Raw genomic sequence first — 21,570 nt, 5'->3', positions numbered from 1 at the left:
CGTATTTTTAAAAGATGAGTATGGTCACAACAATTATTCCTAAGCAAACTCTCGTCATCACCCCAGAAGGTGAAACCTACTTAAGTCAAATCTATGAAGAATTGACTATAGCTATCAAGAAGACATACAATGAGAATGAAATTAGGGAATTATTATTGTCAATAATTATTGAGACTACAAAAGAAACTTATACTTCTAAGAAAAACGCAGTAGTCGAACTAAAGAATTTAGCAAAAAATGTATATGACTTTAGTACTGACAAGTTTCAAACGTATAAGACAAATGGTATTAAAATATCCTTGAATAGAGATTTCGATAAGCTAAGTAACTACACAGAAAAAGGATTAGAAAAATTAGATCATTATCGACAAAATGCTCCTGACATATTAAAGACTTTAAGTAAAGAAATACCAAAAAACAAGAACGAATTAGTGGATAAATTGGCTTCAGGGGTAATGTCAATTTTGATTTTTTATATGTCAGCGGGTGGAATGGATTTAGAAGGAGGTATACCTGACTTGGATTTACATGCAGGTATTGGTTATCATCGCCATTGGATGAGCCATTCTATAGTTTCGGGTATAATATTTGAATTTACTTCTCGTGGTATTCTTAACACTTACGATCAAATACATAAAAATTTACCACCTACTCGACACCGCTTTTGGGATATATCAAAAAAGTTTATTGACAACAACAAAGAATTGGCAATTGGTTCAATGTGGGCAGGTATTGGAGCTCATTTAATTAAGGATTCAGCCCTAATAGCCGGCGGATTTAAACCTTACGTTGGAGTCCCAATTGAAATGTCAAAAGGTGCACACCAAGGCTTGTTTATGGCTAATGGTTTAGTATCATCTATATTTGGTGCTAGTTCAATAAAAAACAGTGAATCCTTCAAAGTTCAAAATGAATATGTACTTAATACCGAAGTTACTCCCTTAGAAGTCCTTATGGATTCTGTAATTCATATTGAACCTACCCCAGTAAAACTAAAGGTTATGTTTAGAAATAATGATACCGATGCAATAAGAATTTTACTTAAAGAAATAGGAGAAAGTACATTTGACCATTTTTTTAATCAGACACAAGCAAAAAACCGACCTAAGTCCATGAAGGGATTCTATTTAGAAGCAATTGACAATGAAGTTATGCTTTGTTATGAATATCCATCAAAAGCTACTTTGAAAATAATGGATGTTAAGAATTATAGTACAGTTCCAAAAACAAAATGGGATTTTGTAAAGACTAATAAGGTTTTATCTTAAAGTAAAACTATGGTTTTAAATATCTGAATCTAAACGTATTTTGTATTTAGTAATATGTAGTCTACATATAGCACTATCAACACAAGTAATCTCTAAACAAGCAGTGCGCTAAAATATTTAATATATTTTTTTTAAAGTCATTATACCAAAAAATAAAGTAAGCATGAATCTAACCCAACAATTAAAAAACGGTATACTTGAACGACTAGCTTTGACAAAAGAACTAGCCTCTAAGACTAGCATAGAATTATACAAAGATGACTTCACTATTGATTCATCAGAACTTATAAAAGAAAATTCAGAAGAATTAAGTAAAAGAATAAAATCATACTTTAAAAATTCTGAGGATGACATTATATATACTGTAGAACTTGTTGGCTGTGACAAATATGAAAAAGTACAGGAGAATTTTGAGACAATTAAAAAGAAAAAAAAAGGTGATCGAAGCTATTCCAAAGTCAATGATAAAAACGATCCTTGTAAATATCTCTATGTAGGTTCAAGTCAAAGAAAAAATTTAGCTACACGAATACGAAATCATTTTGGGCTAGGTGGTAAAACTGTATATTCTATGCACCTACTTTACTCATTTCCGAAGGATATTAATTGTAAAATCAAAATAACTCTATATAAAATTGATATGCCAAGTCAAGAAGATAATGCTATCAATCTATTAGAGCTTTACGAGCAAGAACTCTGGGATAAATACAAGCCCATGTTTGGGAAACAGAGTGGGTTGTTATAATTTTTTTTCATTCTTACTGTCAATTAAAATTCAATTAATAAAATATATTACTAGGCATTCGATAGATAATTATTTGTTATCAGTAAATTTAAATTCGCTAAATCGATTTATCCAACCATTTTCTATAATAGGTTCTGCCTTTAACATCTCACTAATTTTTACCAAATTCACTGGTATATTCTCATTTTGATATATTAATTTAAATTGTTCTTTTTCTTCAAACATTTTAAGAAAGTTAAATAAAGCACCTTCTAAAACTTCTTTAGTATATTTTTCTATTTCCCTTTTTTGATCATTATTCATATTGACAAAAAGATTCTCATAACCTTCTGTTTCCGCAAGATCGGAAACGTCATTTTTAATAATTTCATACCCTTTGTCAAATACATCGGATATCAATATTTTTCCAAATTCATCTAAAATTTCTTGATTTGTGTTCATAATTTATTTTTTTACATTCCTCGGTGTAGACTTCCTACCAAACATAGTATTGTCTCCTAAATTAAAATCTTAAAATTAAAAAAAACAAAAGGATTAGTTTACCCGGCTTTTCTGAAGAGAAGAATTCATAGACAAAATTGATTCTCGATAGTGCACTATAATGCACTTTAAATAAATTTTTTAAATGTAAAAGAACTAAAAATACTAATTAGTGCACTATAAAGCACTTTCTATAGTTATTCATATTTTTTTAGGGAAATTACGGTCTAGTTACTATATTCAATCTTCAGATTAGCCAAATTGCTAATTTCCGTGCACTTTCCGGGACTTATTGTACCTCAAAATACGTTAAACCCCGTTATATATAGGATTATAATTCCTGTATCGGCAAATAACAATAACAAAAATATCACCCATGTATAGTTTCATCTTTTCCGTAGTTCTTAATTAGTTCTGCTTCAAACTCAACTAACTCTTGCCAACGCTTGTCGACATCAACATCTTGACCATATTTACGAGCAAAACCAATAAAAGTGGTATAGTGTCCAGCTTCGCTTACCATTAAATCATAATAAAACTTAGATAATTCTGGATCTTTAATTTCTTCTGAAAGTAATTTAAAGCGTTCGCAGCTTCTTGCTTCTATCATAGCAGAAAATAATAGCCTATCTACCATAGACTGTAATCTATTACCACCTTTGTTCATGAATTTGTAAAGCTCGTTTACATAACTGTCCTTACGTTCTCTACCTAGAGTATAACCGCGCTTTTTAATAATATCATGAACCATTTGAAAGTGCACCAATTCTTCTTGAGCTAACAGAAGTAAATCCGTCACTAAGTCTGGATACTCAGAATTAAGCGTAATAATGGTAATTGCATTAGTAGCTGCCTTTTGTTCGCACCATGCATGATCGGTTAATATCTCTTCTATGTTCTTTTCAACAATACCAACCCAACGAGGATCTGTAGCTAATTTTAAATGAAGCATGGCTAATTTCTTTTTGTAAAAATAGGCGTCAGCAAAGGAACTACAACAATCAACATGTTATATATTTTTGAATTAAAAAATTAATGGCTAAGCATCATCCTCAAAGCGACTACATATTTCTACGATACTGCCCTCCTACTTCAAACATGGCGTGTGTAATTTGACCTAAAGAACAATATTTAGTTGTTTCCATTAATTGCTCAAAAGTATTCTTATTGTTCAAGGCAATATCTTGTAACGCTTTTAAAGATTCTTCTGCTATAGCTGAATTTCTTTCTTGTAAATCTTCAAGGTTGCTAATCTGTGCCTTCTTCTCATCTTCGGTTGCACGAATAACTTCATCAGGTATGACGGTAGGCGAACCCTTAGAAGACAAAAAGGTATTTACTCCTATAATTGGTAACTCCCCAGTATGCTTCTTTGTTTCATAATACAAACTCTCTTCTTGAATTTTACTACGCTGGTACATGCTCTCCATTGCTCCAAGCACTCCGCCACGGTCGGTAATTCTATCAAACTCTACCATAACAGCTTCTTCAACCAAATCAGTTAGCTCTTCGGTAATAAAAGATCCTTGCATCGGGTTCTCGTTTCTAGCCAAGCCAAACTCTTTATTAATTATTAATTGTATTGCCATAGCCCTTCTAACAGAATGCTCTGTAGGCGTTGTAATTGCCTCATCATACGCATTGGTATGCAATGAATTACAATTATCGTAAATGGCATAAAGTGCCTGCAAAGTTGTTCTAATATCATTGAAATCTATCTCTTGGGCATGTAAAGAGCGCCCTGAAGTTTGAATATGATATTTCAGTTTTTGAGAACGTTCATTCCCGTTATATTTCAACTTCATGGCTTTTGCCCAAATTCTTCTTGCCACCCTACCAATTACCGCATATTCGGGATCAAGTCCGTTACTAAAGAAAAAAGAAAGGTTGGGCGCAAACTCATCAATATGCATACCTCTAGAGAGGTAGTATTCTACAAAAGTAAAGCCATTTGCAAGTGTAAATGCCAACTGACTAATTGGGTTCGCCCCTGCTTCTGCAATGTGATATCCAGAAATGGAGACCGAATAAAAATTACGGACTTGCTGATCTATAAAGTACTGTTGTACATCGCCCATTAAACGCAATGAAAATTCAGTAGAAAAAATACAAGTATTCTGTGCTTGGTCTTCTTTTAAAATATCTGCCTGTACCGTACCTCGTACTTTTGATAATGCATCTGCCTTAAGTTCAGCATAAACATCTCCTTTTAATACTTGGTCACCGGTTACCCCTAAAAGAAACAAACCAAGACCATCATTACCTTCTGGCAACTCACCTGCATAGGTTGGGCGCTTAGCTCCTAATTTCCTATAGATGTCATCAATCTTTTTGTTTACTTCAGTTGTTAGTCCGTTCTGCTTAATATACTTCTCGCATTGCTGATCAATAGCGGCATTCATAAAAAATGCGGCAATAGTAGCTGCAGGACCGTTAATTGTCATAGAAACCGAAGTAGTCGGCGCACATAAATCGAATCCGGAATATAATTTTTTAGCATCGTCTAAACAGCAAATACTAACACCAGAATTTCCGATTTTTCCATAAATATCCGGTCGATCACCTGGATCTTCACCATAAAGTGTTACCGAATCAAATGCTGTAGACAAGCGAGCTGCAGGCAATCCTTTAGAAACATAATGAAAACGCTTATTCGTTCTTTCTGGTCCGCCTTCACCAGCAAACATTCTGGTTGGGTCTTCCCCTTGTCTTTTAAAAGGAAAAACCCCAGCCGTAAAAGGAAATTCTCCTGGCACGTTTTCCTGCAAAGACCATTTCAATATATCTCCCCAGCCTTCGTACTTAGGTAAAATTACTTTTGGTACTTGTGTCTGCGACAAAGATTTGGTCGTTGTTTCTACCTTCACCTCTTTACCCCTAACTATGTAAGTAAAAAAATCCCCTTCATAATTAGCTTTCTTCTCATTCCACTCTTCTATTATTTTCTTATTATGCGGGTCAAGGTCTAATTGCAATTCTTTCTTCGCGTCTTCAATCGCGCTTAATACATCTTCCTTATCTTTTAATATTTCAGAAGATTCTTTTAGACTAAATAGTTTTTGGGCAACCGCTTTTTGATGCTCTGCCCTTTCATTATAATCACGAATAGTATCTGTTATTTCAGAAAGATATCTTGTTCTTTTTGGTGGGATGATGTAAATTTTCTCAGACATCTCCCTTGAACTTTCAAAGGTCGATATTAAGTCCTCTGCTCCTGTTTTATTTACTAAGGTATCAACAACTGACCTGTACAATTGATTCATACCTGGGTCGTTAAATTGAGAAGCAATAGTACCATAAGCCGGAAGCTCTTCTGCCGGAGTATCCCACAACTGATGATTACGCTGGTATTGTTTTTTCACATCACGCAAAGCATCTAAAGCCCCTCTTTTATCAAACTTGTTTAAAGCAATTAAATCCGCAAAATCAAGCATGTCAATTTTTTCAAGTTGTGTTGCCGCACCGTATTCCGGAGTCATAACATATAAAGACACATCTGAATGCTCGGTAATTTCAGTGTCTGACTGACCAATTCCCGAGGTTTCTAAAATAATTAGATCAAAACCAGCAGCTTTGGTAATATCTACCGCATCTTTCACATATTTTGATAAGGCTAAATTTGACTGGCGTGTAGCCAAAGAACGCATGTATACCCTATCATTAAAAATGGCGTTCATTCTAATACGATCTCCTAATAATGCTCCACCAGTCTTACGCTTAGAAGGATCTACCGAAATTACCGCAATCTTTTTATCTTCAAAATCAACAAGAAAACGGCGCACTAATTCATCTACTAACGATGATTTACCTGAGCCACCTGTACCGGTAATACCTAATACGGGAGCTACCTTTTTTGTTTCAATCTTTTTTCTGATAATATTTATAACATCTTCATGTTTTTCAGGAAAGTTCTCTGCAGCAGAAATCAATCTAGCAATATCGGCATAACTAAGTTCCTCTAATCCGCTTAATTCTGCATTTAAATGTTCCCCTATCGTGAAATCACTTTTTTGAATCAAGTCATTAATCATACCCTGAAGTCCCATTGCACGACCGTCATCCGGAGAATATATTTTCTCAATACCGTAGGCATGTAATTCTTCTATCTCTTCAGGTAGAATTGTTCCTCCACCGCCACCGAACAACTTTATTTGCGATGCTCCTTTCTCCTGCAACAAATCATACATATACTTGAAGTATTCTACATGTCCGCCTTGATAAGAAGTAATTGCGATTGCCTGCACATCTTCTTGAATAGCACAATCAACAATTTCTTGTACAGAACGGTTATGACCTAAGTGAATAACCTCACAACCGGTAGATTGTATAATTCTCCGCATAATATTAATGGCAGCATCGTGACCATCAAAAAGGGAAGCCGCAGTTACAATACGAATATGGTTTTGAGGTTTATAAGGAGTTTGTGTGATATCGTTCATTTGTTATGCTCAATTTAATTTTTAGCAACCTGATTTTTTCCGCGTGATGAATCAATTACGTTTCAATAAATCGTTGTTCAATACAGTACAGATTTTAAACATATTGATGTTACAACAACAATTTTTGGCTGATACGAAAATAAAGATTTTAATTAGTATTATTTAAATTTTCTTCAATTCTGAGCTTAAAATTTGATTGATTAACAAATATGCATCTGGAATTTGCCGAATTGATATTTTTTGAAATTATGTATTGATTTTGTTTACTAAATACTTTACATAAAAAAGGGTAGATTTACGACTCTTATTACTGCTGTAAGGATGATTTATAATGACCAACTGGGAAATCAAATTGAAATTAATTCTAAACCCTCTAGAATAGTTTCTGTTGTCCCTTCCATCACAGAATTATTATTCGATTTAGGATTGGGCGATAAAGTAATTGGTTGTACCAAATTCTGTGTGCACCCCAATAAACCGTATCTAACAAAAAGTATGATTGGTGGCACAAAGGACCTGAAGCTAAAAAAAATTCTACAACTTAAGCCAAATTTGATTCTCGGAAATAAAGAGGAAAATGTAAAGGATCAGATTGAATTTTTAAGTGAATTTGCACCTATATGGATGAGCGATGTTAAAACCTTTGAAGACAGTCTCAGCATGATAGAACAAATTGGTCATATAACTTCTAGCATCAAACGAGCATCGGAAATCATTAATCAACTAAATAGTACATTAAAACCAATAAGACCATCAATAAAAGTCGTCTATCTTATTTGGAAAGACCCCTATATGACAATTGGTGGTGATACCTATATTAGCAACATGCTAAATAGGTGTGGATATATAAACGTATTTGCTAACCAAAATCGTTACCCCAGTATTACGTTGCAAGAAATTAGTGATGCTGACCCAGATATGGTATTATTATCTTCAGAACCCTATCCGTTTAATAACGAACACCTCAAAGTAATTAAAAGTGTTTTGAAAAACACAGAAGTTAGATTAGCTGACGGAGAATTCTTTTCCTGGTACGGCTCAAGACAGCTGCATGTAAAGCCTCTTGAATCTTAAATTATATACTATTGAGCTTACTCTTTTAATTACTATAAATTATTTATAATATACTATTTGAGTAACACCTTTTAATAATCCAATCTAACTAATAAAGCCGAATAATTTAAAAAAGTACTCCATCTTTACCAAGCTACAACTCAAGGTCGAGATAACCCCAAAGGCTTAAACAATGTAAAAACCATTTCTTACCTAAAATAATAGCACAATTTTATAGTTATCCACATAGAAGATAATATGTAGAACAAGTAAAATACCTATGTTTATATACTTTGCGCATATGCCAAAAACCTACAATAGTAATAAACACTAACTTTGGTGCAATCTGCCTTTGCAGATTACCAAAATCTAATTTTAATTTATGTTCAGCTTTTTCTCTAAAAAATATTTTTTAATAGATCATCTAGAAGGGTTTATCGATATTCATAATCATATATTACCAGGAATAGATGACGGAGCCAAAACTGTTGAAGATTCTCTTGAGCTTATAAAAGGTTTTAATGAATTTGGAGTAACAGATTTTATATGTACTCCGCATATTATGGAGAACTATTATCCTAACAATCCAAACACCATAACAAGCTCATTATCGCTACTTCAGAATGCTTTAAAAATGAATAATTTAGAGCATGTAAAGATTGAAGCTGCTGCTGAACATATGATTGATTCGGGTTTTGAAAAAATCTTAGAAGATAAAGATATCATGCCTTTGGCTAAAAACTATCTTTTAATAGAAATGTCGTATTTACAGGCTTCTATAAATTTTGATAGTTCGGTCGAAAAAATAAAAAGTGCTGGCTTGTTTCCAATCTTCGCGCATCCTGAGCGGTATGCTTATTTGCATAAAAACCTAAAGGCTTATTCAAGATATAAGAATGAAGGATTGTTATTTCAGTTGAATATTTTGTCCTTAGGTGACTATTATGGTAAAGAAGTAAAACAAACGGCCTTATATCTTTTAAAGAATAATTTAATAGATTTTGTTGCCAGTGATGTCCATAAAATCTCACAACTAAATTACCTCAAAAAAATAAGCATCAATGAAAAAACATTGATGCTTATTAAGCCTATAATTGAAAAGACTATTTATAATTTTAAGTGAAATAGTTTAAAACTTCCACCACTTTTTACTGGTCTTATTATAACCGTAGCCATACTTACCGCCGTAGCCTAATTCGTCTAAGGTAACATCGTTCACTACAAAAGAAACTCCTTTCAATTTCCCTTCATCACGAAGGTTTAAAGGAAACTTCACTGCAGCCTCATCAGTTACTCCTGCTCTAGTAACATATATAATATGATTCGCATAAGGCGCAATCAATAACGTATCACTAACCACCATCATTGGCGCAGTATCAACAATTACATAATCGTACATCTCAGAAACTTCTGCCAATAAATCCTCAATTTTAGAACTCATTAAAAGTTCTGCAGGGTTTGGTGGTATTTTTCCTGAGTATATCACATCGATCGTGTTATGATGTACAAGCATTGGTCGAATAATATCTTTAACTTGAATAGAATCGTCCAATAAGAATTCTGTTAATCCTGCATCTTTATTTCTAGAAGGCGTCTTTAACTTATCTACAGAATCTCCTGAAAAGAACGTATATAATTTCGGATTTCTAATATCTGCACCTACTAATAACACCTTTTTATCGGTACTTGCCAATATCATCGACAGGTTAGAAGATACAAACGTTTTACCTTCCCCAGGCGTACTTGAGGTTATATAAATAACATTGTTTTTATTACTATCAGTAGCACGCTTCGTTTTAATTAAGAAGTCAAGGTTAGCTCTTATAATTCGCAATGCCTCTGCCAATACAGAACGGTCATCATTTATTATAATCTTACTATCTTTTTTCGCTAGCCTTGGTAATTCACCTAATACAGGCACGTCTTTCGTGTATTTTTCAAGACTATGCTTATTATGAATTTTAGTATCTAACTGATCCTTACCATAAATTACACCAAACGGCAATAACAACCCTAGCATTAAAGCTGCCAAATAGGTAATTGCTTTTTTAGGTTTTACAGGTGTAGGACTAGAAACATACGCTGTATCAATGACATTAGATTTTGGTGCAGCAGACGCAAATGTTATTTGAGACTCTTCACGTTTTTGCAATAAGTATAGGTATAAAGCTTCAGTCGTTTCTTGTTTTCTTGTAATATTTCTTAACTCACGCTGATTTTGTGGTGCTGAATATATAGTACCTTGTATTCTTCCTAATTGACTTTGAAGGGTACTTACATTCATACCTACATTACGCTCCAACGAGTTTAAACTAGATGCCATGGTGTTTTTTAAACCATCTAATTGTTCATCTAGGTTTACGATCATTGGGTTTTGCTCATCTGCACTTTTCAATAAACGTTTACGTTCAGACACTAAGGTGTTGTATTGTACCGTAGCTTGGCTTAATGCCCCACTACCTACATCAACAACAGGCATTTCATCATAACCCGTTTCTCCGCTAACGTAATCTTTTAATCCACTAACCATTTGCAATTGCACCTTAGCGTTTTCAAGATTTTGACGGCTACCTGCACTAACTTGTACAGCAGCACCAACTTCAAGACCAGAACCTGTCATCCCTTTTTGCGTCAATAGTTCTTGTGCATCTTTATCTACGTTAGTTAAGGTACCAGATATCAATTGAATTCTATCATTAATAAAATCTGATGTAGTATCAGCGATACGCTTCTTCTCCTCTACGGCATTTCTATTATAGATTTCAATCAACTTATCAATAATATCCTTTGCCTTTTCTGGAATAGGGCTAGTCATGGTAACATCCAGTATATTTGAATATTCTGCCGAAACAACAATTTGAACTGCAGTCTTCAATGATCTTGCCACGTCTTCTATCGGACTCATCTTCACCTGAAATTTCTTCCCAATTAATGCTTTTACATCTTTTACATTTGGTGTAATCACCATATCGCCTACAGGCGTTTTTATACCATTACCAAAAGAATAAATTTTAGCAGGCTCCCCTTCATTTTCTACATACCCAAAGGTACTCGCAGATGAAAATTCAATGAAAAAACCAAAATTGGCATTTTTAATAATAGAATCAGAAGCTATAAAATTTAAGTTAAACGGCTGACTCTTATACACCTCAGAATTGATAACACTCCCCAAAGCCATTATCTTTTTATTTAGCCCTAGTTCATTGACTACATCAATAAAATTAGATCTAGAAGCAATGATTTCTATTTCATCTTCCACCTGTTTGTTTCCACCACCAAGCATGTCTAAATCTTGAAATACGCTCATTCCTGTTGGCGTACTCTTTTCTTGAACTATTTGTATTTGAGATTTCACCGCGTACTCTGGCACCGTGTATCGTATATTAACATACGCTGCTACAAGCGCTAAAATTCCACAGACTAAAAACCATTTCCATTGCTTTGCGTAGGTGGAAATCACATTTTTAATATCCTCTTTTTTATCAGAAATATTCATAAAATATATTGAATTGGGTAATTGAAATATAATTCTAGCTTCTTGTAAGTATAATTACAGCTGTCGTAATAATTAAAGATGCAATAGACACCGTTAAACCTGCTCTATTATCTAAGGTTGATTGTGTAACTGCCGACTGGTTTGGCTCTACATACACCACATCATTCTGTGTCAAATAATACACAGGTGAATTCAATGCTGCCTTCTTGGTCAAATCAATACGAGTATATACTTTAGTGCCATTAAAATCACGGATCACCAACACATTATCACGCTTACCTTTTATATTTAAATCATTTGCAAGACCAATAGCTTCTAAAACAGTTATTTGCTCTCCATTTACTTGGTACGTACCTGGTCTATTTACTTGACCTAAAACGGTTACTGTAAAGTTTCTCAAACGAATATTAATAATCGGATTTTTTAAATACGGTTCTAATTCTTGTTTCAACAAGGCTTTTGTTTCTTCAGGTGTAAGTCCTACAATTTTAATATTACCCACTACCGGGAAATCAATTTCACCATTTTTATCAACGATATAATCCAATTGTTGTGGTTGACCAAAACCACCTTCCCCTTGTGCAGAAGAAAATAAATTAAAGGGCATACTCGCCAGCGCATCTAAGGTTGATACATTAATACCGACTACATCATCTACTTTAAAGGTATTTACGTGTGTATTATCACTTACAATAGTTTCATAATCTTCTGCATCTTGAAAGTATACCACATCTTTTTTCGATCCGCATGAAGCTATAAGTACTCCTAAAAACACCAATAAGCCGTAGTGATTAAATTTCGTTTTCAATGTATTCATTTTTCTAAAAATATTAATAATGGTTAATGTTATACTAATTAAGGTTGTACAATTTTAAGTGGCGCTTTATTCTGATCATCTGAAGATTCAGATGGGTTATCAAGTTCACAAAAGTCTGAATTTTTAGACACATATTCTGGAACAATCTCCTTCATTAGCTTAACCGTATTCCCACTAAAAAACATATTGGTAATACAAAGTTCATCAATTTTTGATCTTACTTTCGCATATTCTACATCGCGCACTTTACTGATCTTAATTTTCTGATGATAGGTTGGCAAGGTATTTTCTCCATTGGCCAATAATTCTTCATATAACTTTTCACCTGGTCGTAAACCAGTAATTTTAATATCGATATCATCTGGGTACCTCAAGCCAGAAAGCTTGATCATATTTTTGGCCAAATCAAAAATCTTAACAGATTCGCCCATATCAAATATAAATATCTCACCACCTTCACCCATTGCACCGGCTTCTAAAACCAATTGAGAAGCTTCCGGTATAGTCATAAAATAACGAGTGATATCTTTGTGCGTTAAGGTTAACGGACCACCCTTTTCTATCTGTTTTCTAAACAATGGTATTACTGAACCATTAGACCCAAGTACGTTACCGAATCTGGTTGTTATGAACTTAGTTTTATTTTCTTTTTGCATACAACTAATATACAATTCTGCAATACGCTTGGTAGCCCCCATTACATTGGTAGGGTTCACTGCCTTATCGGTAGATACGAAAACAAATTTTTCAACACCATGTATAATAGATAAATCTGCAACATTCTTAGTACCGCCAATATTAATTTTAATGGCTTCATAAGAATTGTACTCCATTAAAGGAACATGCTTATATGCTGCAGCATGAAAAACAACATTTGGTCTGTGTTCTCCAAAAAGTGCATTCATTCTATTTTTATCTCTAATATCTGTTACGATCGGAATAAAATTATGAAATCCATTTTGCTTTAATTCTTGTTGCAGATCATACAATGCTGACTCTGCTGAATCAATAACAATTAAAGATTTATACCCATAATTACATATTTGGCGAACAATCTCACTACCAATAGAACCCGCTCCACCAGTTACCATAACGGTCTTGTTCATTAACTCCATCGCAATTTTACTATTCTTTATAGTAATTGGTGCACGATCTAATAAATCTTCAATTTGCACTTGTTTTATTTGAGAAACTTTTAGTTCTCCATTGATCCAATCTTCAATAGGTGGTACTATTTTTACTACAATAGGTAAATCAACCAAACCTTCAACGGTCTTTCTTAGTTTTCTAGAATCTATATTCTGTATAGAGAAAATAATTTCTGAAATATTATTCTTAACAATGAACGCTTCGGTTAATGTTTTTCTTCCAAATACCGGTACACCGTTAATATTCTTTCCTATTTTCTTTGCATCTCGATCAATGTAACCAATAACCTTATACCTGCTTTTGGTATTGTTGGCAATGGCACTGTGTGTAAGTACACCAGAATCACCCGCACCATAAATGATAATATTCTTGGTCACTTTAATGTTGCTGTTCATTTTGTTATAAAAAGATTTAAAAACAAAACGAGAGGCAACCAAACCAACAAAAGTGATTAAACTATTAATTATAATGATAGATAATGGTATGGTGAATTGGCTCAACACATCTAATTGTCTGTTCACCATAACAACAAAAATAACCAGTATACTAAAAAAGCATACGGCATTAAATATATTATACACGTCTCTAACCCCCGTATGTCGTACCACACCTTTATAAGAACCTACAATCATGAAGGCTAATAAAGCAGCTCCTGCCACTAAAGGTATTTGAACCAAAAAGTTATGGACATCGAAATTTAAGGTTAAATTAAATCGAATAAGATAAGATAGTACAAACGAGAAAACTACCGTTAGTAGGTCAATGCCCAACACAAGCCACTTAGAGGCATAGCGCTGTGCACTGTAATTTAGGTATTTCTGTATCATGATAAAACGTTTTTGATGGTTGTTACAACACGCTCTAATTCTTCATTAGATAAGTTAGAACCACTTGGTAAACAAAGGCCTCTTTCAAATAATGATTCTGAGGTTCCATCTACAAAATGCTTAGTATTACTAAATATAGGTTGTAAGTGTAAGGGTTTCCATAAAGGTCTAGACTCAACATTCTGGTCTAGAAGCGCCAACCTAAGCTTTTCTCTTATCTCAAAAGACGGCGTTAAGATACAACTTAACCATCTATTGGAAAAATATCCGTTAGGCTCCTTTAAAAATTCAATTTCTTTAAATTGATCTAATGACTTTATGTAGTATTGATGATTGGCTCTACGTGCGTTAACTCGATCTTTTAAAACTTCCATTTGGCCACGCCCAATACCTGCTAATACATTACTCATTCTATAATTGTAACCAATATTAGAATGCTGATAATGCGGGGCTTCATCTCTTGCTTGTGTTGCTAAAAATATAGCTCTTTCAGCATAGGCTTTATTTTTAGAAACCAATGCACCACCACCTGAGGTCGTAATAATTTTATTTCCATTAAATGACAAAATCCCTATATCACCAAAAGTTCCACAAGGTATTTCATTATAAGAACTCCCTAATGCTTCGGCACTATCTTCTAAAATAGGAATTTGAAATTCATCGGCAACAGCTCTTATTTCGGCAACCTTGTAAGGCATACCATATAAATGCACTGCAATAATTGCTTTAGGTTTCTTGCCTTCTTCTATTCCACTTTCTATTGCCTTTCTTAATAAACTAGGCGACATATTCCATGTATCTAACTCGCTATCTACAAAAACAGGATGAGCACCTAAGTATGCAATAGGATTGGCAGACGCCGAAAAAGTAAAACTTTGACAAATGACATCATCATCTTTTCCTACACCTAATAACTCTAAGCCTAAATGTATAGCAGCTGTGCCAGAACTTAAGGCAGCAACATGAACGGCATTGCCAAGCTCATCTTTTATCGCCTGTTCAAAAGCATTTACGTTAGGCCCCAACGGAGCGATCCAATTCGTATCAAAGGCTTCATTAACATAGTTTTGCTCTGTACCTCCCATGTGCGGAGACGAAAGCCATATTTTAGTAGGTGTTGAAACGGTTTTCAATAGTTGTCAATTTAGGATTACAAATATAAGATTCAAAATTAACTATACATTTAACCAAAACACTGAATTAACATTATAATTCGTTTAATACGTGTAAATTATCGGTTAAAGGAAATGGCATGTACCATTTATCGTTCGTACAGGTTATTGAACCCTGTAAATAACGACTTCATCTAAAATATATTTCCTAATCGAGCGTTATTTTTTAATCTTTGCTTTTTTAATCCCAATAAACCATTAATGAAAAAGATTACAAAAATATGTTGTATAGGCGCTGGCTACGTTGGCGGACCTACAATGTCGGTTATTGCAAAACAATGTCCAGAAATACAAGTTACGGTTGTAGATATCAATCAAGACCGTATTGATCAGTGGAATACAGACGATTTAGATACACTACCTATATATGAGCCAGGGTTAAAAGAAATTGTAGGCGAAAGACGTGGGAAAAATCTTTTTTTCTCTACAGAAGTTGATAAGGCTATAGACGAAGCGCAAATGATTTTTATCTCAGTAAACACCCCTACCAAAACCTATGGTAAAGGTAAAGGGCAAGCTGCAGATTTAAAATTTATAGAACTTTGTGCCCGTAACATTGCCAAAGTAGCAAAAGATGACAAGATCGTTGTTGAAAAATCTACACTTCCTGTAAGAACTGCTCAAGCAATTCAAAACATTTTAGATAATACTGGTAATGCTGTAAAATTTGAAATTTTATCGAATCCAGAGTTCTTGGCAGAAGGTACTGCTATTGAAGATCTTATACACGCGGATCGTGTATTGATCGGTGGTAACGACACACCAAGTGGTCAAGCTGCAAAAGATGCCCTCAGTGCTGTATATGAGCATTGGCTACCGAAAGAACGTATTTTACAAACCAATGTTTGGTCGTCAGAACTATCTAAACTTGTTGCCAATGCATTTTTGGCACAACGTGTTTCTTCTATTAATACCATTTCGGCATTATGTGAAAAAACAGATGCCAATATTCAAGAAATTTCTAGAGCCATTGGCTTTGATAGTCGTATTGGTCCAAAATTTTTAAATGCATCAGTTGGTTTTGGTGGATCTTGCTTTCAAAAAGACATTTTAAACCTGGTATATATTGCAAGATCATATGGCTTAAATGAAGTTGCCGATTATTGGGAACAGGTCATTATTGCTAATGATTATCAAAAAAGTCGTTTTGCAGAGAACATTATTTCCAGTTTATACAATACCATTTCAGGTAAAAAGATTGTCATATATGGTTGGGCCTTCAAAAAAGACACTAATGACACCAGAGAATCTGCTGCCATTGCTGTTGCAGACGCATTATTAGAGGAGCGTGCCGAGATTATAGTCTATGACCCAAAGGTTTCAGAAGAACGTATTTATGCAGATTTAGATTACCTAAACACGCGATCACCAGAAGAAAATAGAAGGTTATTAACTGTAACCAAAGAACCTATTGAAGTCACAAAAGAAGCACACGCCATTGCTATTTTGACTGAATGGGATGAATTTAAAACCTATGACTGGACAACAATTTACAAGCAAATGCTTAAGCCTGCATTTGTATTTGACGGCAGACGTCTATTAGATAATGACACCATGCAAGAAATAGGATTCAATTATTACAAAATAGGGCAATCATGAAAATTTTAGTAACCGGTGCTGCTGGTTTTATTGGCTTTTTCGTTTCAAAAAGTTTAGTAGAAAAAGGTCATGAGGTTGTTGGTTTAGATAATATAAACGACTATTATGATGTAAATCTTAAATATGCCAGGTTAAATGAACTTGGCATAGCTAGAGATGATGCAGAACAGTTTAATGTTTTAACTGAAAGCACTTCAAATGCTACGTTTTCATTTATAAGACTGGCATTAGAAGATCGTGAAAACCTACCAAAGTTATTTAAGGCACAAAATTTTGACGTAGTCTGTAATTTAGCGGCACAAGCAGGGGTACGCTATAGTCTAGAAAATCCTGAAGCTTATGTAGATAGTAATTTAGTTGGTTTTTTAAACATATTAGAATGTTGCCGAAATTACAAAATCAAACATTTGGTGTATGCCAGTAGTTCTAGTGTATATGGTTTGAATGAAAAAATACCTTTCGAAACTACCGATGCTGTTGACCACCCTGTAAGTTTATACGCTGCCACTAAAAAAAGTAATGAACTTATGGCACATTCGTATAGTCACCTATATGGATTTAAAACAACTGGGTTACGTTTCTTTACAGTATACGGCCCTTGGGGCAGACCAGACATGGCCATGTTCTTATTTACAGATGCCATTGTAAACGACCAACCTATAAAAGTATTCAATAACGGAAAATTAGAGCGCGACTTTACCTATATTGATGATATTACAGAAGGTGTAGTGCGTATTATTCAAAAACCGGTTACTAAGCAACTAGAGAAAAAAGGTTCTTTTAAAATTTATAATATTGGTAATAGCAAATCTGTGAAATTGATGGATTTTATCACCGCCATAGAAGAGAGTTTAGACACGGTAGCCAAAAAATACATGTACCCTATGCAACCGGGCGATGTTGAACGAACCTGGGCAAATGTAGATGATTTGATTGCAGATTATGACTATCGTCCAAATACCCCTATAAAAGAAGGTGTTGATAGTTTTGTTACTTGGTACAAAGACTATTACTTATAAATTTTACGATTCAAATTTCACCTTTACCAGAACTGATTTTAATTTTTAGTAGTACATGCTCTTCAATTCTATCGAGTTTCTAATATTTTTCCCAATAGTATTTATACTTTATTGGCTTTTAAGTGATAAGCTTACATTGCAAAACTTATTGCTTTTAGGGGCCAGTTATATCTTTTATGCCTGGTGGGATTGGCGTTTTCTTTCTTTAATAATCATTAGTTCGGTTATCGATTATATTGCCGGCTTATCTATACATAAAGCCAATACAGAAAAGCAACGAAAGTGCTGGCTAATAGTCAGTTTGATAGCGAATTTAGGTTTTCTGTCAATTTTCAAATATTATAACTTCTTTGCCGAATCTTTTACCCAAGCAGTTTCTACTTTTGGTTGGCAACCGAATGATTTAACTCTAAATATAATATTACCAGTAGGTATAAGTTTTTACACTTTTCAAACATTGAGTTATACCATAGATATTTATAGAAGAACTTTTCAACCAACAAAAAGTCTTTTATCTTTTTTTACTTATATAGCTTTTTTTCCTCAATTAGTCGCCGGACCTATTGAACGCGCTTCTAATCTTTTACCCCAAATAGAAAAGAAAAGAAAATTTAATAAAGAATGGTTCAATGAAGGGGTTTTACAGATATTTATTGGTTTATTTAGAAAAATAGTAATTGCTGACACCCTTGCGACTTATGTTGATACCATATACGCCGATCCAAGTCTGTATAATTCTAGTACCGTATTATTAGCCACTTTTTTCTACGCTTTTCAAATATATTTTGATTTTGCTGGCTATTCAGATATAGCTATAGGTACGGCAAAAGTTATGGGATTTAAGTTTCATCAAAATTTCAATTTACCCTATTTCTCTAAATCATTAACAGAATTCTGGCGAAAATGGCATATTTCATTGTCATTTTGGCTGAGAGATTATTTATACATTTCCTTAGGAGGAAATAGAAAAGGAATAAAAATCACCTATCGTAATTTAATGATTACAATGTTACTTGGTGGTCTTTGGCATGGTAGCTCATGGAATTTTATAATTTGGGGCGGTATTCATGGGCTAGTTTTAAGTATAGAAAAATATATAAAATCTAATTCTCGATTTAATTTCTTAAATAAGTTCGCATTTTTAGGATATCCGCTTACATTCTTTATTGTACTAATTGCTTGGGTATTTTTTAGAGCCACTACACTAAACAGTGCTATTACCGCCATTAGTAAAATTTTAATTTTTAAGGGAGGAATTCCATTTATTGGTGATATTAATGTAATGGCCAATTCATTATTTGTATTAACAATAGGCATCGCATTTGATTATTATCTTTTTAGAAAAAAAATAGCATTAGAAAATTTTGGTAAAAATTTTAATCCTTTAAAAATTGCCGTCTTCTGTAGCATAGTAATCGTGTTAACGAATCTTTTTTATTCTACATCAAACAATTTCATATATTTTCAATTTTAACATGAAAAAAAATAGCCTCATCTATGTACTCAAATTAACACTTATAGTGGTGTTGATAGCATATGCTTTGGATAAAATCGTCTATTTTGGTTTAGAAGAATTGAACAAAAATGTTTTCACAGGTCAAAGTGGCGGCAAGGTGAATCAATTTTTAAAAGAAAAAGATGATTTAGATTTAATTGTTTTTGGTAGCTCCAGAGCTAATCATCATATTGATAATCAACAGTTATCAAATAAGTCTTTTAATATTGGAATGGATGGTGCGAAAATTGCTTCAGCAGCTTCATTATTGATGACCTTACCTAAAAACAAAGAACAAGTAGTATTATTTCACTTATCACCTGGGTATGCATACGATTCACTATATGACGGGGATGACATCAAAGCATTATCTAAGCTTTATAATCAGAATAAAGTAATAAAAAGAGAATTTGACAATCTCAACAAAACCACTTTTTTGAAAAAGTTTTTTTGGACCATAAATTTTAACGGATCAACGCTAGGTTTATTAAAAAATTACTTTTATCCAAAAAACGACGTTAAGAACTATAGAGGGTTTGACCCCATAACAGTTACTCAACAACAAAAAGATATATTTAAAAAATTAAGCGCTCAAAGCGCAAATACTCCATGTCCAAAAAACTATCATCTTAATGCTGTTTACAAAAAGTACATAGATGATATTGACACATTTTGCAAAAACAATAACAAGCGTTTAATAATTTTTACCGCACCTATTTACAAAGATAATTGCAAAGATGATGACAATGCCCTCGGTTTATATTTGAGTAAAAAGAAAATAACCTATTGGAATCTTACCGACATATTTAAAAATAATCGATCATTAGAAAATTGGAGAGATAATTCACACTTGTCAAATAAAGGAGCAGATATCTTTACAGATTCGATTAAAGCTAGATTAATCATAAATAATTAATCTATTTATCTATATTAAATGAACATTTAACATACTAATGCTCAAATTACAGAGTTCTTATATACAACTTTACTATTATATTAAAATTACATGAGTTTATACAATCTTAATTCTAATTTTCACATACTAGTTACAGGTGGTGCCGGCTTTATAGGCTCTAACCTTTGTAACGCCTTATTACAAAACGGCAATCAAGTTACCTGCTTAGATAATTTTGCTACGGGTAAGCGCGAAAATGTCGCACCTTTAGCAGATCATCCAAAATTTACATTAATTGAAGGTGACATTAGAAATTTGAACGATTGCCAAAAAGCATGTACCGGTGTAGATTACATTTTACATCAAGCCGCTTTAGGTTCTGTACCACGGTCTATAAATGACCCTATTACCAGTAATGATGTTAATGTATCTGGGTTTTTAAATATGCTGGTAGCTGCACGCGACGCCAAGGTAAAACGTTTTATTTATGCAGCTAGCTCCTCTACCTATGGCGATTCAACCAATATGCCCAAAGTAGAAGATATAATAGGTAAACCGCTCTCCCCCTACGCTATCACAAAATATGTGAATGAATTATATGCAGATGTATTCAGTAAAACATACGGTATAGAAACGATCGGCTTGCGTTATTTTAATGTTTTTGGAAGAAAACAAGATCCTAATGGTGCCTATGCTGCCGTAATTCCAAAATTTGTAATGCAACTAATGAATTATGAATCTCCCGTTATTAATGGTGATGGTTCTTTTTCTAGAGATTTCACATATATCGATAATGTAATTCAAATGAATGTTCGCGCCATAGTTTCTGACAACCAAAACGCGATGAATACCGTATATAACACAGCTTATGGTGAACGTACCGATTTAAACGAATTAACAGAACTATTAAAAGAGTATTTAGGGGAATACGACCCAAAAATAAAAGCCGTGAAAAATGTATACGGCCCTACAAGAGCAGGCGATGTACCACATTCCTTAGCTTCTGTTGACAAAGCAAAAGAATTATTACACTACGATCCTCAATTTGATATTAAAACTGGACTTAAAGAGGCGGTTAAATGGTATTGGGAGAATTTGAAGTAATATTCTAGGAGT

General features: G+C 33.6%; 16 protein-coding genes. 9 read left to right on the top strand and 7 right to left on the bottom strand.

Annotated features, from left to right (window positions below):
• The first annotated feature begins 20 nt into the window (after positions 1 to 20).
• Entirely contained in the window at positions 21 to 1,268 is a 1,248-nt protein-coding gene (locus BUC31_RS16545; RefSeq protein ID WP_139251997.1) for a hypothetical protein, read from the top strand.
• Positions 1,269 to 1,431: 163 nt separating this feature from the next.
• Positions 1,432 to 2,013, top strand: a complete 582-nt coding sequence (locus BUC31_RS16540; protein WP_073246330.1) for a hypothetical protein — start codon at positions 1,432 to 1,434, stop codon at positions 2,011 to 2,013.
• A gap of 69 nt (positions 2,014 to 2,082) precedes the next feature.
• Here BUC31_RS16540 and BUC31_RS16535 read toward each other — a convergent pair whose 3' ends face one another.
• From BUC31_RS16535 to BUC31_RS16525, 3 genes are all read right to left on the bottom strand, one after another.
• Positions 2,083 to 2,454, bottom strand: coding sequence for a hypothetical protein (locus tag BUC31_RS16535; protein ID WP_073246328.1), 372 nt, complete (start codon positions 2,452 to 2,454; stop codon positions 2,083 to 2,085).
• 409 nt (positions 2,455 to 2,863) lie between these two features.
• On the bottom strand, positions 2,864 to 3,445 hold the full coding sequence (gene miaE / locus BUC31_RS16530; protein ID WP_073246326.1) for a MiaE family protein: 582 nt from the start codon (positions 3,443 to 3,445) through the stop codon (positions 2,864 to 2,866).
• 109 nt (positions 3,446 to 3,554) lie between these two features.
• Positions 3,555 to 6,932 (bottom strand): methylmalonyl-CoA mutase family protein, encoded by a 3,378-nt coding sequence (locus tag BUC31_RS16525; RefSeq protein WP_073246324.1) that lies wholly within the window; start codon positions 6,930 to 6,932, stop codon positions 3,555 to 3,557.
• A 321-nt stretch (positions 6,933 to 7,253) separates the two neighbouring features.
• Here BUC31_RS16525 and BUC31_RS16520 point away from each other — a divergent pair, with 321 nt between their 5' ends.
• Positions 7,254 to 8,006 (top strand): helical backbone metal receptor, encoded by a 753-nt coding sequence (locus BUC31_RS16520; RefSeq protein WP_073246322.1) that lies wholly within the window; start codon positions 7,254 to 7,256, stop codon positions 8,004 to 8,006.
• A gap of 361 nt (positions 8,007 to 8,367) precedes the next feature.
• Positions 8,368 to 9,108: a tyrosine-protein phosphatase gene (locus BUC31_RS16515; RefSeq protein ID WP_073246320.1), complete on the top strand. Its 741-nt coding sequence runs from the start codon at positions 8,368 to 8,370 to the stop codon at positions 9,106 to 9,108.
• Between the two features lie 6 nt (positions 9,109 to 9,114).
• Here the strand turns inward: BUC31_RS16515 and BUC31_RS16510 are convergent, their stop codons facing one another.
• The 4 genes from BUC31_RS16510 to BUC31_RS16495 are packed head-to-tail and all read right to left on the bottom strand — an operon-like array spanning position 9,115 to position 15,359.
• A complete protein-coding gene (locus BUC31_RS16510; protein WP_073246318.1) occupies positions 9,115 to 11,481 on the bottom strand; it encodes a GumC family protein in 2,367 nt (788 codons plus the stop codon).
• A 34-nt stretch (positions 11,482 to 11,515) separates the two neighbouring features.
• Positions 11,516 to 12,298, bottom strand: coding sequence for a polysaccharide biosynthesis/export family protein (locus BUC31_RS16505; RefSeq protein WP_073246316.1), 783 nt, complete (start codon positions 12,296 to 12,298; stop codon positions 11,516 to 11,518).
• Positions 12,299 to 12,336: 38 nt separating this feature from the next.
• On the bottom strand, positions 12,337 to 14,274 hold the full coding sequence (locus BUC31_RS16500; protein ID WP_073246314.1) for a polysaccharide biosynthesis protein: 1,938 nt from the start codon (positions 14,272 to 14,274) through the stop codon (positions 12,337 to 12,339).
• Positions 14,271 to 15,359: a DegT/DnrJ/EryC1/StrS family aminotransferase gene (locus tag BUC31_RS16495; protein ID WP_073246313.1), complete on the bottom strand. Its 1,089-nt coding sequence runs from the start codon at positions 15,357 to 15,359 to the stop codon at positions 14,271 to 14,273. The genes BUC31_RS16500 and BUC31_RS16495 overlap by 4 nt, the downstream gene beginning before the upstream one ends.
• 288 nt (positions 15,360 to 15,647) lie before the next feature.
• Between BUC31_RS16495 and BUC31_RS16490 the strand changes: the two genes are divergently transcribed.
• The 5 genes from BUC31_RS16490 (at position 15,648) to BUC31_RS16470 (ending at position 21,558) form a co-directional block, all read left to right on the top strand.
• Positions 15,648 to 17,045: a nucleotide sugar dehydrogenase gene (locus tag BUC31_RS16490; RefSeq protein ID WP_073246310.1), complete on the top strand. Its 1,398-nt coding sequence runs from the start codon at positions 15,648 to 15,650 to the stop codon at positions 17,043 to 17,045.
• A complete protein-coding gene (locus BUC31_RS16485; protein ID WP_073246308.1) occupies positions 17,042 to 18,064 on the top strand; it encodes an NAD-dependent epimerase in 1,023 nt (340 codons plus the stop codon). Before BUC31_RS16490 ends, BUC31_RS16485 begins: the two co-directional genes overlap by 4 nt.
• Before the next feature lie 136 nt (positions 18,065 to 18,200).
• A complete protein-coding gene (locus BUC31_RS16480) occupies positions 18,201 to 19,538 on the top strand; it encodes an MBOAT family O-acyltransferase (protein ID WP_244534069.1) in 1,338 nt (445 codons plus the stop codon).
• A 1-nt stretch (position 19,539) separates the two neighbouring features.
• Positions 19,540 to 20,475, top strand: a complete 936-nt coding sequence (locus tag BUC31_RS16475) for a hypothetical protein (RefSeq protein WP_073246304.1) — start codon at positions 19,540 to 19,542, stop codon at positions 20,473 to 20,475.
• 90 nt (positions 20,476 to 20,565) lie between these two features.
• Positions 20,566 to 21,558, top strand: coding sequence for an SDR family oxidoreductase (locus BUC31_RS16470; protein ID WP_073246302.1), 993 nt, complete (start codon positions 20,566 to 20,568; stop codon positions 21,556 to 21,558).
• The last annotated feature ends 12 nt before the right edge of the window (positions 21,559 to 21,570 follow it).

Origin of the sequence: Maribacter aquivivus, assembly GCF_900142175.1 — a bacterium.
Taxonomy (GTDB): Bacteria; Bacteroidota; Bacteroidia; order Flavobacteriales; family Flavobacteriaceae; genus Maribacter; species Maribacter aquivivus.
This window is presented reverse-complemented; position numbering and strand designations above follow the sequence as displayed.